At 43.0% G+C, this 16,791-nt stretch carries 6 protein-coding genes; 3 read left to right on the top strand and 3 right to left on the bottom strand.

What is annotated here, in order from left to right; all coding sequences use genetic code 11:
* Positions 1–2 precede the first annotated feature (2 nt).
* Genes G3O08_RS08200 through G3O08_RS08190 form a run of 3 tightly spaced genes read left to right on the top strand, consistent with a single transcriptional unit; the run spans position 3 to position 11,179 of the window.
* The gene (locus tag G3O08_RS08200; protein WP_163284757.1) at positions 3–8,273 is read left to right on the top strand and encodes a choice-of-anchor L domain-containing protein; all 8,271 of its coding nucleotides are present in this window, start codon (positions 3–5) and stop codon (positions 8,271–8,273) included.
* Between the two features lie 11 nt (positions 8,274–8,284).
* Positions 8,285–9,214: a PorP/SprF family type IX secretion system membrane protein gene (locus G3O08_RS08195; RefSeq protein WP_163284755.1), complete on the top strand. Its 930-nt coding sequence runs from the start codon at positions 8,285–8,287 to the stop codon at positions 9,212–9,214.
* Positions 9,215–9,223: 9 nt separating this feature from the next.
* Positions 9,224–11,179, top strand: coding sequence for an OmpA family protein (locus tag G3O08_RS08190; protein WP_163284753.1), 1,956 nt, complete (start codon positions 9,224–9,226; stop codon positions 11,177–11,179).
* A gap of 1,003 nt (positions 11,180–12,182) precedes the next feature.
* On the opposite strand, the gene G3O08_RS08185 is transcribed toward G3O08_RS08190, so the two are convergent.
* The 3 genes from G3O08_RS08185 to carA form a co-directional block, all read right to left on the bottom strand.
* The gene (locus G3O08_RS08185; RefSeq protein WP_163284751.1) at positions 12,183–13,727 is read right to left on the bottom strand and encodes a hypothetical protein; all 1,545 of its coding nucleotides are present in this window, start codon (positions 13,725–13,727) and stop codon (positions 12,183–12,185) included.
* 597 nt (positions 13,728–14,324) lie between these two features.
* Positions 14,325–15,608: a phosphopyruvate hydratase gene (eno, locus tag G3O08_RS08180; protein WP_163284749.1), complete on the bottom strand. Its 1,284-nt coding sequence runs from the start codon at positions 15,606–15,608 to the stop codon at positions 14,325–14,327.
* A 10-nt stretch (positions 15,609–15,618) separates the two neighbouring features.
* Entirely contained in the window at positions 15,619–16,740 is a 1,122-nt protein-coding gene (gene carA / locus G3O08_RS08175) for a glutamine-hydrolyzing carbamoyl-phosphate synthase small subunit (protein ID WP_163284747.1), read from the bottom strand.
* Positions 16,741–16,791: the final 51 nt, after the last annotated feature.

Here is a 16,791-nt window from a genome sequence, read left to right as displayed (position 1 = left end):
ACATGATCCTTCGAAAACCGGTATGTATTATTGGTCTTTTATGCTTTGTTTGGAGCTTTTTCCCTCAAAATGCGAGCGCACAGAATATCGAAATATCAAATGGACACACTCCCCTTTCGCTTGCCGAAGAAATAACCGGTAGCGGTGTTCAGATTTTAAATCCTGTAATAAATTGCGCCGACAGTGCGATTGGAAAATACAATATCACTTCGGTTACCGGTTTTCCCGATGGACCAGGCGTAGTGCTTTCTACCGGAAATATATACGACACCAGAGGACCGAACACCAGCCAGAGCAACACCACAGAGTGGGGTACACCCGGAAATGGACTGATATCAACTATTACCAATCTTCCAAATTTTGATGCATGTGTTTTGGAGTTCGACGTAATTCCCGTGGGCGATACCCTTCGTTTCGATTTCACTTTTGCCAGTGAAGAATACAATGAATACGTGGGAACTCCCTTCAACGATGTTTTCGGATTTTTTATCAGCGGACCGGGAATTACCGGCGATCCCGGCTTAGGAGATCAACAAAATATTGCCTTGATTCCCGGTACTAGCCAGTATGTAGGAATTAACACCGTAAATCAGGGAAATCCTGATATTGGATTTCCTGCGGTGAATTCGCAATTCTTCGTAAACAATCCGCTCGGCTTCTCAAATATTATTCAATATGACGGCTGGACAAAGAATATATATGCCAAGAAAGTAGTAACCCCATGCGAAACTTTTCACCTGAAACTTATCATTGCCGATGTGGGCGACCGCGAGTGGGACAGCTCTGTATTTATTGAGAAAATAGAAAGTAACAGTGTAACCCTTAGTTCTACCACCATAGGCGAAATAGAAAATATGATAGAAGGGTGTAACGATGGTACAGTCACCTTTACACGCACGCCCGTTACTAATCAGCCTTTTATTGTAACTTATTTCATAGATGGAACAGCTATTAACGGCAGTGACTATCCGCTTATTGGAACCGATCCCAATCCCGCAACACCAAAGTTTATAACCATTCCGGCCAATTCGGCTACTGCAAGTATTAACATAGAGCCATTCGCCGATGGAATAACCGAAGGCGACGAAAGCGTGAAAATCTATATCGGAAATCCGCTTTGCGCGGGAACCGTTCAAGACAGTCTTACCTTTATTATTCAAGATTCTCTCAAGGTATTTATAGATCCTCCGCTCTCGTATGTTTGTCTCGGCGACAGCCTTAAATTTAATGTGGAAAGCGAGGGAGCTGCTTTTTCATGGAGCCCGGACAATTTCCTGAATGACCCAAATATTAAGGAGCCAACCACGACTCCCGATGCCAACACAAATTATACTGTAACTGCTACACTTGCAGGCTGTTCATCTGTGGCTACTGCCGATGTTGTAGTGTCAAACGTACAGCTCAATGCAGCCGTTACGCCCATAGTCTGCGGCGGAAACAACGATGGTTCAATAGATTTATCTATTTCTGGAGGCCAAACTCCTTATGAAATCAGCTGGGTGGGTCCAAGTGGATTTTCGTCAACAAATGAAGACATCAGCAACCTCATCCCCGGCACCTACGTGGCGCTCGTAACCGATAGAGAAGGTTGTACGGGAACCATTTCGGTAAATATTTCCGAAATAGCTCCAATTGCTATTTTACTTTCAAGCCCTACCTTTCTTGGCGGCGATAATACGTCCTGCTTTCAGGTTGCCGATGGTCAAATTACGGCTGCAGTAACTAGCGGCACACCTCCTTATACCTATTTATGGGATGATGTGGCCGCACAGACCACTCAAACTGCGGTAAATCTCACAGCCGGAACTTATACCGTAACGGTTACAGATGCAAACCTTTGCCAGCAGCAAGAATCGATTACAATTACCCAACCCGATAACGTTACAGGCAGTCTTGTATCAAGAACCAATGTACTTTGTAATGGCGAAAACACCGGCTCGGCCACCATTATTGCGGCGGGTGGAAACGTACCGTACACCTATTTATGGAATACAATTCCACCACAATCGGGGGTTACAATTGTAAATCTTCAGGCCGGTATTTACACCGCTACCATTACAGATATTAATGGCTGTACCGGAAATATTGTTGTGGAAATTGAACAGCCGGCAACACCTATTTCAGTGGCAGTATCAACAAATAATGTATTATGTCATGGCGATGCTACGGGCAGCGCTTCCGCGAATATTACCGGAGGAACACCACCTTACACTTATCAGTGGAATTCGGAACCCGGCAACAATTCACCCAATATTTCAAACCTTCAGGCCGGTAACTATTCTCTTACAGTTATAGACGACAACGGTTGCGATTTTGTGCTACCCTTTAATATCACCCAGCCTCCTGCCCTTTCGGTAAATATTGTTTCTCAAACAATCGTATCATGCGCTGGCGACAATTCGGGCGGCGCAACAGTAAGTGCATCAGGTGGTACTTTGCCCTATTCATTTGAGTGGAATACGATCCCCGCGGAAACTGGAAATACCATTTCATCTCTTTCGGCAGGAACTTATACTGTAACTGCAACCGATGGGAATGGATGTACAACAAACCTCGATATCGAAATTACAGAACCCGATACCCTCGAAATCGACCTTATTTCGCTCGACAACCCGCTTTGCGATGGCGCTGCAAATGGAAGCTTAGAAGTAAACGCTACTGGTGGAGCAACGCCTTATGCATATTCCTGGAATACAGTTCCACCCACTTCGGGAGCTTCGATTACCGGTCTGGTAGAAGGAAATTACGAAGTAACAATTACAGATGGAAACGGATGCACCACCAGTGAGACTTTTGAGCTGATTGCTCCAGACCCCATTATTATTAGTATTGATACCATTGAAAACATTCTCTGCAGTGGCGAAGCCACCGGTTCTGCAACAGTAAGCGTTGCAGGCGGAACACAAGATTACACCTATTTATGGAATGACCCTGCAAATCAAACAACTGCAACAGCGACCAATTTGGAGGCTGGAACTTATACCGTATTAGTAACAGATTTAAACGGCTGTACAGCCAGTCTCAACATCATCCTTACCGAACCCGCTTTGCCACTTAGCGCAATAATTATTTCAAGTACAGATGTTATTTGCTTTGGCGATAGCACAGGCTCAGCAGAAGTTGAAGCCTCTGGCGGAAGCGGATCTTACAGCTATTCGTGGAATGATATTGCCAATCAGCAAACCCCTGCTGCTTCAAATTTACCCGCCGGCACTTACACTGTTACAATCACAGATAATAATGGATGTGCTACTCCCTTATTATTAGATGTTACCATCGGCGAACCTGCCGCGGCATTGGGTTCAACCCTAACACCATCACTCTTTGCAGGTGGCACAAATGTGGTTTGCGCAAGCGACAGCACGGCAACAATTGATTTAGAAATTACCGGAGGAACTGCGCCTTACACCATCCTTTGGGATTTACCCGGATTAGATACCAGTACAGATGAAGATTTGACAAATCTCGCTCCGGGTATATATAGCGTAACCGTTACAGACAGCAACGGTTGCGAATCTACAGAAACCATCACCCTTAACGCTCCAGAGCCGATCGAGATTTCTTTCGAAATGACTCCAAGCCTTTGCTTTGGATTGCCTACAGGAACCATTGATCTTACTGTTTCGGGTGGAATTCCGGGTTATTCCATTCTGTGGAACGGACCTTCCGGATTTACCTCTACAGATCTTTCGCTAACCACCCTCGAAGGTGGAATTTACAATCTTACCGTAACTGATGCCAACGGTTGTATGTACTTAGACGCCGTAACCGTAACACAGCCAGAAGATTTGGTAATTACCGTAGATTCGCTTTCCGACTACAACGGCTTTAACCTATCTTGCTGGAATAGCAGCGACGGTGAAATTTACATTACTCCTTCCGGAGGAACCTTGCCTTATTCATACCAGTGGAATACTGCCGGAAATCCAAATTTCTCAAACCAGCAAGATTTGATTTATCTCGCTTCGGGAACATACGAAGCCGTATTATTTGATGCCAATGGATGTGTTCAAAACTCATTTATCGACGTTACAGCGCCAGATACGATAGCTATTGATTTCAATGTAAGCCTCTTCCCTAATGGATATAATGTAAGTTGCGCCGGAGCAAACGATGGTACTATCGAAGCTGTTCCATCGGGAGGAACTGAACCATATACCTATTTTTGGGTAGGCTCAAATGGATACGGCCCCGTAGCTGGAAACCCAATTGAAAACTTACCACCCGGCGAGTACAGTGTATTGGCTACCGATGCAAACAGTTGCTCTTTCGCAGAAACAGTAACGATAACTGGTCCAAAAGCTTTTAACATCAATCTGCAGGCTGCCGTGATAAACGGAAATAATATTAGCTGCAATGGCACCGCAGATGGTTCAATTAATTTAATAATTACCGGTGGCGAAAGCCCCATTTCCATAAACTGGACAGGACCAAATGGATTTACTTCAACCAACGAAGATCTGTTTGATTTGCCTTCCGGCGAATATTGTGTCTCGGTTGTTGACGCCAACGACTGCGAAAAAACGCAATGCATTGTACTTACCGAGCCTGATCCTTTAACTATTCAGCTCGATGCCACTTTCTATTCCAACGCGCAAAACTTAAATTGCGATGATTCGGCTGATGGAGAAATTCTGGCAACAATAGCAGGTGGTTCTCCTGGTTATAATTTTTCATGGACAGGCCCGAATAACTTTACTTCAACAAGCCTTAATCCTACCGGCTTATTAGAAGGTACGTATTGCCTCACCGCAACCGATTTAAATGGATGTACCATTTCTGAATGTGTAACACTTTCCGCTCCGGCCCCAATTAATATTGTACTCGAAAATATGGTACAATCGTCTTGCGGTGGTGCATCAACTGCGAGTATCGACGTGAGTGTATTGGGCGGAGACCCGGCTTACACTTTCAGCTGGACAGGACCGAATGGATTTACAGCATCTTCCGAAGATATTGCTGGTTTGGAAGCTGGTGTATATTGCCTGGCTATTATAGACGCCAACAATTGTACCGCGGAGGCCTGCTATACCGTAATAGCTCCGGCTCCGCTTAGCATTATCCTTTCGGCAAATACTTTTGCGGGAGGATTTGAAATAGATTGCAATGGAAACACCAATGGTTCCATTACATCTGCCGTATCGGGAGGAACAGCTCCTTATACATACACGTGGACCGGCCCTACCGGCTATAGCTCTGCACTTGCGGCGATTGATAATCTGGAGCCAGGAACTTACTGCCTGGATATTACCGATACCAATGGATGTAACATTCAGCAATGCATCGATATTGAAGAACCAGACGCCTTGTTAATCAACTCGTCTATTAACCAGCCCGATTGCGGTGATCAAACTCCGGCTACGATAGATTTAGGAATTACAGGTGGCACAACTCCTTATACATTCAACTGGAGCAATGGACAAACAACTGAAATAGTTTCAGTTCAAAACGGAAATTACTCTGTAATTGTAACCGATGCCAATGGCTGTTCTGCAAGTGAAAGTTTTGTTATAACTCTTCCTTCACCCATTCAGGTTATACCTACCGCACCTATTGCCGGTGCAGGATACAATATAGCCTGCAACGGAGGCAATACCGGATCTATTTCGCTATCCATTTTTGGCGGATCAGGTACTTTTTTACAAGAATGGACAGGGCCAAATGGATTTGTAAGCAGTGATGCTGACATAAGCGGATTGGAAGCCGGAGAATACTGCGTAACAGTTACCGACGACTTGGGCTGTACTGGCATTACCTGCATTACACTCACACAACCCGAAGCCATTGCGGTGAGCTTCCAAACTGCATCTCCTTCATGTGCAAGTGGATTAGACGGATCTATCACCGCAACTATTAGCGGAGGCGTTCCTACGTACACTCTATTGTGGACGGGGCCAAACGGCTTTACAGCCAATGGAACTACAATTTCAAGTCTTGAATCTGGTCAGTACTGCGCTACAATTACAGACTTTAATGGCTGCACTTACGTGGAATGCGTCGATGTATTGACCAATCCGGCAATTGCAATTGCTTTGTCAAGCCCTGAAACAAATGGATTTAACATCTCTTGCTTTGGCGATAATTCAGGCGAGATTAATGCCGTTGTTTCTGGTGGCGTGGGTGCCTACACTTACGCTTGGACAGGACCGGGCGGATACGCCTCAACAGATGAAAATCTGACTAACTTATACGTCGGTGAATACTGCCTCACAATAACGGATGCAAACAATTGTACATCAACTACGTGCATTACGCTCACTCAGGCGCCGGCAATTGCTCTGTCTATCAACAAGTTTATTTATCCAAATGGTTTTAATACCTCTTGTGGCGGAATTTGCGACGGATCGCTTACTGCTTCTTTTAGTGGTGGAGCCGCACCGGTTACCGCAGTCTGGACAGGGCCGGCCGGTTTTAGTTCAAACCAGCTGGCACTGACTGATCTATGCGCCGGGGTATATCAACTAACTCTTACAGACAACAGCGGCTGTATTCGCGATACTTCATTTACGCTTACCCAGCCACTACCTATATCTATTAATCTGGACAGCCCTGTTTTTCAGGGTGGCAACGAGATTGCCTGTTTTGGCGATAGCTCAGGATCGATTCTAACCACAATAACCGGTGGTATCGGCGCACTTAATATTGACTGGACAGGCCCTGGAGGATTTACGTCTTCGCAGGTTAATATTGACAATTTGGCCGCTGGAACATACGAGATTACAGTAACCGACGAAAATAACTGTTCTGCAACAGCAAGCGTTTTACTAAGCCAACCTGCAGAAGCACTATCGGCAACAGCCACACCGCTGGTTTATCCTTCAGGCACAAATATTAGTTGCAAAGGATCTACAGATGGATCAGTAACTACAGCGATAACCGGCGGCACCGCACCATACAGCTTTAACTGGAGCGGTACAGATGGATTTAGTTCTGACGATCAGAATATCGATAATCTGGCTGCAGGAGATTATACCCTCGTAGCAGAAGACGCGAACAGTTGCGTTTACACAATTAATCTTACGCTCACCGAGCCGGCAGATTCGCTATTCGCGGAAGCGCAAATAACAAGCGAAATACTCTGTGCAGGAGAAGCCACTGGAACAGCCGAGGTAAACGCTACGGGCGGTTCTGGGAATTATTCAATTGTTTGGTCCGGACCGGATGGTTTCACTTCATCATCACTGGCCATTTCCGGATTGGCTGCCGGAAGCTATACCTACATACTTCAAGATGATAACGGCTGCTCATTACTTGGCTCGATAAACTTAACGGCTCCGCAACCAATTGAACTATCAGCAGAGCTTGTAGCGGCAAATTGCGAAACAGCATCAGGTATTATCAATATTTCAGTCACAAACGGAACTGCGCCATACAGCTATTTGTGGAGCACTAACGCCACCACCCAGGATTTGATAAATGTCCCTGCCGGTGATTATAGCGTAGAAATTACAGATGCAAATGGCTGTGTGCTCACAGAAAACTTCACATTAACGTCAAGCAATACGCTTAACATTGATGCATCTATAACAGAACCCGCCTGCTTCGACGAAGCTAACGGAATGATTAATGCCTTTGTAGTAACCGGCCAAGAACCCGTAGTTTATTCATGGACGGGACCAAATGGTTTCGCCGCTGTCGGCTCTTCGATATTTGACATTGAAGCTGGCGACTATACTGTAACCGCTCAAGACGCCAATGGCTGCGAGATTACTGAAACTTATACCGTAGATCAGCCTGAAAGACTTGTAATAAAACCGCTCACAAGCCCTGTGTTTAGCAATGGATTTAATCTCTCAGATTTTCAATCGGGCGATGGAATTATTGATGGTCCAAGAGTAAATGGCGGAACCCCGTCACTCGCATACGTCTGGACTTCTGATAATGGCTACACTTCGCAGTCGGGTAATAATCAACTTAATCTTGAAGCCGGAACTTATATGCTCGTGGTTACCGATGCCAATATGTGTACCGATACAGCTTATATTACCCTTACGGAGCCTGAAGTATTGGAAATGCCAAACGGAATATCTCCAAATGGCGATGGCTTCAACGATTTCTTTACGGTAAGAGGTTTAGAGAATTACCCAAATAATCGATTATTGGTTTTTAACCGATGGGGAAATCAAGTATATGAAGAGCAAAATTACCGCAATTCAAACCCCTGGTATGGCACCAATCAAGACGGTGACGAGCTTGCAGAAGGAACCTATTTTGTAGTCGTTGAGCTCGATGGAGCAGACAATTTGAAAGGATATTTAGAAATTAGAAGATAAAATTGAATCCGATGAGAAAAATATTTTTGTTATTAGTCGGAATTATTGGAGCAATCCAGCTTCAGGCGCAACAAGAAATTATGGTAAGCCAATATATGTTTAGCGGCTTATTTATCAATCCTGCCTATTCCGGTACGCATTCATTCGCGGAAGCGACTGCACTGTACCGCACGCAATGGACGGGTTTTGAAGGCGCACCGACTACCCAGACATTTGGAATTGAAGGCCCGCTTAGCAATGAGTTAATGGGTGTGGGACTTACATTTACAAACGACAAAATTGGTGATACCCGCCAAACCGAGGTATTTGCAAATTACAGCTACCACTTATTTCTTAATGAAGCAGCTACAACGCGACTTAGTTTTGGTGTTCGCGCCGGATTTTCAGACTATACCGCCAACTTGAGCGAGACCAAAGTTTTTGATAATGGTGACCCCATTTTTTCGCAAAACCAAACAAACGCTTTTGTACCAAAAATTGGAGCGGGAGTGTATTTGTATTCAAACCTCTGGTATGCAGGCATCAGCATTCCAACAATCTACGCGGCAGATAAGAACGTACGGTTTAATATTAACGACGTTGGCGACAGGTATTTTGAACCTCATACCTATATTACAGCGAGTTACGTATTTATAAGAAGTGATAACTTTGCGATTAAACCTTCATTCCTGATTAAATATCAAAATGGAGCACCGTTACAGGCTGATATAAATTGTAACCTATTGATAAAAAATACGTTTTGGATAGGAGCGTCGTACCGCACGGGCGATGCTATTATTGGACTTTTAGAATATAATATCGGAACTAATTTTAGAGTCGGTTACGCCTATGACTTCACAACTACGGCATTAAGTGATTATAATAGTGGTTCTCATGAAATAATGCTTAGCTTTAAATTTGCAAAAGAAACCATTAAAACAAAATCCCCTAGGTACTTTTAATCAACTATCATGAAAGTAAAATTCTCCCTTTACACCCTGATTCTCATCTCTGCGCTTGCCTTTTTAGCTTCTTGCTCAAATGGTTATATAAAGAGTGGCGATAGAGAATACGAAAATCTCAGCTATTCAAAAGCAATCTCAAAATATGAGAAGGCGCTAAACGGCCAACCCGACAATCTTGATGTAAAACTCAAGCTTGCCAGTGCCCATCGCCAGCTCAATCAATCTGAGCAAGCTGAAAAATATTATCGCGAAGTAGCAGACTCTATTGATTTGCCAATGGAAGACAAGCTAAATTATGCTCAGGTACTTATGAAAAACAATAAGTATGATGAAGCAAAACCTTATCTTCAGCAATATATCGATGCCAATCCTTCAGATCAGCTCGCACGCGACCTGCTCGCTTCTACTACTTCGATAAAAGAACTAAAAGAAGATTCGCTGGCTTATATGCTTACGCCACTTCCACTCGATTTTACTGTTTCGATGTTTGGTCCAACGCTTTACGACAAAGGAATTGTTTTTGCCGGAGAAACGGAGATCACAAGCGCAGCAGCAACGAACCCCTGGACTGGTTACTCTTTTCTTGATATGTTTTATATAGAGAAAGATGGATCCGGAAACTGGGATATTCCGACAAAATTTGCCCCCGAACTAAACGGGCGTTTTCACGATGGTCCTGCTACTTTTAATGCAGCTCAGGATATGATTGTATATACCCGTAGCGCGATGAAAAATGAAAAGAAGCAGCTGTTAAATGAGAAAAATGAGAACCAATTTTACCTTTATCAAAGTGAAAAAGTAGATGGTAAATGGTCAGACCCTGCTGAACTTCCGTTTAATAGCACCTCGTATAGTGTAGGTCACCCGAGCCTTAGCGCAGATGGTAAAACACTCTATTTTTCGAGTAATATGCCCGGCGGATACGGCGGTAGCGACATTTATAAATCATCTTATGACGGCACCAATTGGGGAGAGCCAATTAACCTGGGCAAGACGATTAACACATCTGGTAACGAAGTATTTCCATATGTTTCTAAAAAAGGTAAACTCTACTTTTCAAGTCAGGGACACCAAACATTGGGCGGACTCGATATATTTATGTCAGAAAATCGTAGTGGAATTTGGTCTGCTCCTGTAAATCTGGCTTATCCTATGAACTCTAGCCAAGACGATTTTGCCATTGCGATAAACGATAATGATACCACCGGTTACATCTCTTCAAATCGCTCGGGTGTTGATATGATTTACGAATATACGCAGGTACCACCTACTTTTGTAGTAGAGGGAATAGCTTCGCTTAAAGCAAATACATTGCCTATTGATGGCGTAGTAATTACTCTTATCAACTTAACTGATGGTGACTCTGCTCGAGTTACAACAGGTAAAGACGGTAAATTCAGATTCAATCTTCTACCTTCGAAATCGTATGTTTTAAAAGGAAATAAAGAAGGTTACTTTAAGGTGTCTGAATCATTTCAAACCGGTAATAAACCCGAGGAAAAAACAATTAATCTAAAGTTTGATATTGACGAGATCGTAGAAAGCGACAGTGGAACCGGTAGCGGAAACCCCGCCGACGGATCTGGCACTGCTTCAAAAACTTATGATATTGGAGAAGTATTTTACGACTACGATAAATCAGAGATTCGTACCGACGCAAAACCCATTCTCGATAAGCTGGTAAAACTGCTAAATGATAATCCTAAGATTAATATCGAAATTCAATCGCATTCTGACAGCCGCGGATCTACAGGGTACAATCAGGGACTCTCAAACCGCCGCGCAGCTTCGGTCTTAAATTACCTAACCTCAAAAGGAATTGCGAAAACCAGACTTCAGTCAAAAGGTTTCGGCGAAAGCCAACCGGTAAATAAATGTGTGGACGGTGTAGAATGCTCGGATGCTGAACACCAGAAAAACAGACGTACCGAGTTTATTGTTCTTAGAGAGAATAAACTTTAAAGCGAAAATATTTTATTGAATTCTAGAGCCCCGATCTTTTGATTCGGGCTTTTTTCATTGAATAAATTCGAACTAATATGGTGGAAAAAAATGGCCACGAATACACGAATAAAATTGCCTAGCAATATATATTCAAGTAAAAAGGACTGCGAGTCCGCTCTGATTGGGGCTCTTTTCATTGATTGAATCTTTGATTAGTGTGGTGAGGAAAAGCAGGCCATGAACTTAGCCAAGCGATTTCACCAAGGGTACAAACGCTCGCCTCTGGCGAGGGTGCCTAACTCTGGCGTCTCGCCAGGCAAATATTTACGGAATTAGGTACTTCCCGCTCCGCAGCATATGCAATTATAAGTAACGTCAGGTTAATTATTTGAAATATAGGGATTTAATTTTTTGTAAAAACGGTCGTACCTACGATTGAAATGAGACCGTATGGTCGGCACTTTTGAAATCGCCGGTGTTTTAAAACCTTGGGTTAAACTAAGCGCAGCGGCATCACGACCAACGGGAGCCCGACGACCATAGGAAGGCCGCATGGCAGGGTGAACGAAGTGAATAAACCCACGGCTATAATAACGGTCGTCCCTACGACCAAAGGGAGACCGTATGGTCGGGACTGCAAAATATTTATTATTGAGTCTTTGGAATCGGTGGTTTTATCGACAATTCATATTTTGCTTCATATCTGATTCACGGCTGCCCCGCTCCGCAGCATTTATTCCCTGCGGTCATGAGATCGTTGCACTTAGTTGCAATGCTGCGGAATACACAAGTAAGTTGGCTGAGATACGATGGTATCTCAATTTTATTCCTGATTTTTATTTACCCAACTCAATTCGGTCAATTTAGGCCCGGCGAAACGCCAGAATACGCCACCCGTAGTTTATCAAGCCATAGGCGTGGCGAGACGCCACGCTAAAAAGCGTGGTACACTGAGCGTGTGTGATGGTGCTACAACATTCATTGTTTCTCTAGGAATCTTTCAAAACTACAAGAACCGATCTTACATCGCCACCACACTTTTATACTTCCTCTTCGCAGCCTCTTTAAACGAAACCCCTTCAAGTTTACTCTCAATCCAAACCGGGTAATTAAAGAATTCGAGAATGATTTGACCGGTTGAATTTTGAAGATATCCACTCAGATCATTTTTAAACTCCGCAAAGATATCAAGCTCCTCAGGCTTGCCGGCCATGCGCGACAAACGCTTCATATAGTTCAATATCATCACCTCCATTTCGTGGTCGCGTTGGCGTTTACTCAAATATCTAAACGTAGATTTAATAATGTATTCAAGCAGGTCGTAATTACCTAACTCATAATGAACCACAAGATTAAAAAGCCGCGCATAGCTGTAAATATCCTGGCGCAAATTGGGTTCATTGTCATTAAGTACCCTGTTTAGCCAAGCCAATGAGTCTTTGTATTTACCGGCGCCGAAATAAACAGATGCAATACTAAACATAAAAAGTAGCTCTTGTTCCTTATTGATCTTTCCGTCGCTCGCTTCAATTCCTTTTTCAATATCATCTACAAGCATAATCGCTTTATCAAACTCACCTTGCTTTTCATAAATACGCAACTCGGCAAGGTAAGTGCTTTTAAAAACCATTATCTCAATATCTTCAGTGCTAAAATGAGATTTTTTGGTAAAACTTCTCATTGTTTCAACCATTTCTAGCGCTTCGTCAATTTGGTTTGTATCTATCTGAATAGCGAGTAGATTACTCAATGTGCGGATATACCTTTTTGGTAAATCTTTTCGAATAAGGGGGTTGTCATCAAGAATTTCCTTAACACGCATAAACTTCAAAGTAGCCGTTTCCTTATCAACATTTGCCGTAGCACAAAATCCCTGAATATAATAGCATATTGTCGCTGCGCGTCTGCTTAATGCCGTATCGCGGCCAATAATGAGCGGGTGATGAGATATTTCTTCAACCAGCGACTTATCTATATCATTGCGCACATAACCGCCACTTCTAAACACATAATTAATTTTAGAGTAGAGAATATGATAAGCGGCCAGATTATTCAGTTTTTCAATTACATCTTGCTCCTCTCTTATCAGCGCATCAAGATCCTTATTGAACTCGCCCGCTTCGTAAGCTTCTTCAAGCAATAATTTCTCCCAGCTAAGTAATTCAAAAAGGTAATAAAACTTCTCATGCGTAACGGCCATTTTCTTGGCTCGTGTAAGAAACTTATTGCACTCGGGATAAAGTGCCTTTTTGTAAAGAATTTCAATATTTTTTATCTCCTGCTTCAGAATGCTACTCACCGAATTATCGGAATGATAAGCGCGAAGGCTTTTTAAGATAAGTTTGTACAGGTGGTTCTTCTCTGAAGGAAAATGTTTTATAAAGGTCTCCTTTTTAAATAGTTCTTTCAGGGCATCTTCATCATATTCATTTTGCTTATCAACAGCATCAAATATTTTTAGATAATTCTTGTCTCCTGCTTGGAGAGACGAGGAGAGCTTAAAGAACCTTTTTTCAGATTTCGATAATGACTTTATCAGATCAAAAAGGTCGGTAGATGGCTTCATAGGAATTCAATTAGTATTAGATAAAAAAACACGAACTACAAGGTGTACAAACGAATTTAACATCACCCTACCGCAAATATCAAAATAGCATTCCAATTAACCTATGCAATTGAAATAAACATCAAATAAATAAAAATGCCCCTGCTATTAGAGGCATTCTTGGATTCATAAAACAATCCCGTTACATTATACATCCCCTTCCAACTCAAAACCCTAACATATTAAATGAACCATTGTGTTCGAAGTCTAGCAGATTTGAAAATATGGAATCTATACTTTGTTGAATGGTTATAAAATAAACGTAAATCAGCTATCAGAAGCAAGAATCAACTCTTCACCGAGTATTGTGTTTAATATCAATGCACAGGCAATTTTGAAAATAAGGAGCCTATCCTTATAGATGACTGTCATGCCTAAAATGGCATGAGCTAAGATTTTCAAAACTGTTTGCGTAGATATCGAGCACTAGTCCCATCTCCTGACAGGACTATTGTGTTTGAGAGCAAGGCGCGAGCAGTTTTGAAAATAAGGAGCTTATCCTTATAAGTGACTATTTTCAAAACTGTTCGCAACGCGGGTATTGAGCACAAGAGCCTATCATGGCAGATAAATAAAGTCCGTACCCGGATAATAAGCCATCTTCCCAAGCTGCTCTTCTATGCGGAGCAATTGGTTGTACTTCGCTATTCTGTCTGAACGTGAGGCACTACCTGTTTTAATCTGTCCGGTATTAAGCGCAACTGCCAAATCGGCGATCGTTGTGTCTTCTGTTTCGCCAGACCGGTGACTCATTACACAGGTATATCGATTCATTTTTGCCATATCAACTGCACTAATCGTTTCGGTAAGTGTACCAATTTGATTGACCTTAATCAAAATTGAATTCGCTATACCTTCATCAATCCCGCGCTTCAGGCGTTTGGTATTGGTTACAAACAAGTCATCGCCAACGAGCTGAATTTTATCGCCAAGCTTATCGGTCAATTCTTTCCAACCCGTCCAGTCGTCTTCATCAAGACCGTCTTCAATACTCACGATTGGGTATTTCTTGCACCAGTCGCTCATCATAGCTACCATATCGCTTGAGCTTAATTTCTCTCCCGATGAAGCCAAATGGTACTTTTTATCCTTTTTATTATAAAATTCAGACGAGGCTACATCCAGAGCGATATAAATTTCTTCACCAGCTTTATATCCGGCTTTTTTTATAGCCTGCATAATAATTTGGAGGGCTTCTTCATTGCTTCCTAGATTAGGGGCAAAACCGCCTTCATCGCCCACATTGGTTGCCATTCCCTTGCTCTTAAGCACTGCCTTGAGATGGTGAAAAACCTCCACGCCCATCTGCAATGCCTGCGAAAAAGTTTTAGCGCCAATAGGCATAATCATAAATTCCTGCACGTCAACATTATTGTCGGCATGAGAACCACCATTGAGAATATTCATCATAGGAATGGGCAGCGTATTGGCGCTCACACCACCTATGTATCTGAAAAGCGATTGACCCGATTCAATAGCAGCAGCTTTGGCCACAGCCAAAGAAACTCCCAGTATGGCGTTGGCTCCAATTAGCCCTTTATTATCCGTGCCATCAATTCCTATCATTGCGCGGTCTATTAAATTCTGTTCGAAAATATAAGCGCCGTGCAGCTCCTTGTTCAGTATTTCATTTACATTGTGAATTGCCTTCGTAACCCCCTTGCCCATATAGCGCTTTTTGTCATCATCGCGCAGCTCTACCGCCTCGTGAATACCGGTACTCGCTCCCGAAGGAACTGCAGCGCGTCCCATTACACCGTTTTCGGTTATTACATCTACTTCTATTGTTGGGTTGCCGCGGCTATCGAGGATTTCTCTCGCCTGAATTTTTCTGATATACATTGTCTTAAAGTTAGTTGGTTACAGAGGCTTTTACTTCTTTCATATTACCTACAAAGGTATCAAACAAATACCGCGAATCGTGTGGCCCGGGAGATGACTCGGGGTGATACTGTACCGAAAATACAGGGTGGTTTTTATAGCGAATCCCTGCCAGTGTGCCATCATTTAAATGGGTATGCGTTACTTCAATCTCATCATTGCCTTGTGCCGATTCCATGTCAACTACAAAACCGTGATTTTGTGAAGTAATTTCACATTTTCCGGTAATGTTATTTTTAACCGGGTGATTAATTCCGCGGTGCCCATTAAACATTTTTACCGTCTTTAAACCGGCACGCAGCGCCAATAATTGATGTCCGAGACAAATACCGAAAACAGGCTTACCGATTTCAACAATCTCATCAACCAGTTTAATAGAATCCTTCATTACAGATGGATCGCCGGGGCCATTGCTCAGCATATATCCATCCGGATTCCAGGCTTCCATTTCTGCAACTGTGGCGTCCATTGGAAAAACCCTGCATAGACAGTCGCGCTCAACGAGACATCGGACTATATTCTTTTTTGCTCCATAATCTACCACCGCAACCCGAAAATCAGCATCGGGATTTCCAACATCATAAGCTTCCTTACAAGAAACACGTGACGAGAGCTCCAGACCGTCCATGCTCGGTACTTCGGCCAGGATTTTTTTAAGCTTTTCAATATCCGTTTCTTCAGATGAGATAATGGCATTCATTGCTCCCTTATTTCTTATATGCCGGATAATTGCTCTTGTGTCCACATCGCGAATAGCCACTTTACCATCGCGTTCAAAATAAGATTGAAGTGACTCTGTGCTACCCACGCGGCTAAAATTCTCTGAAAACTTCTTGACAACAAGTCCCGAAATTTTCACACTCTCAGATTCAATCTCGGCATCGTGGGTTCCGTAATTTCCGATATGCGATGCGGCCATGACCAAAATCTGTCCGTAATAAGAGGGATCTGTAAATATCTCCTGATAGCCGGTCATCCCTGTATTAAAGGCTATTTCGCCGGTGGTGGTTCCTATTGCTCCTGCGGCAAGACCGTGAAAAACGGTTCCATCTGCAAGCAATAATACTGCTGGGTTTGTTGGGAGTTTATTCATGTTACAAAAAGATTAAAAAAAAGGGATAATGCAAAAGCATTATCCCCAAAT

This window comes from Cryomorpha ignava, assembly GCF_010686655.1.
In the GTDB taxonomy this organism is placed as follows: Bacteria; Bacteroidota; Bacteroidia; order Flavobacteriales_D; family Cryomorphaceae; genus Cryomorpha; species Cryomorpha ignava.
Note: the sequence above shows the minus strand (reverse complement) of the source record. Positions and strands in the feature narration are given on the sequence as shown.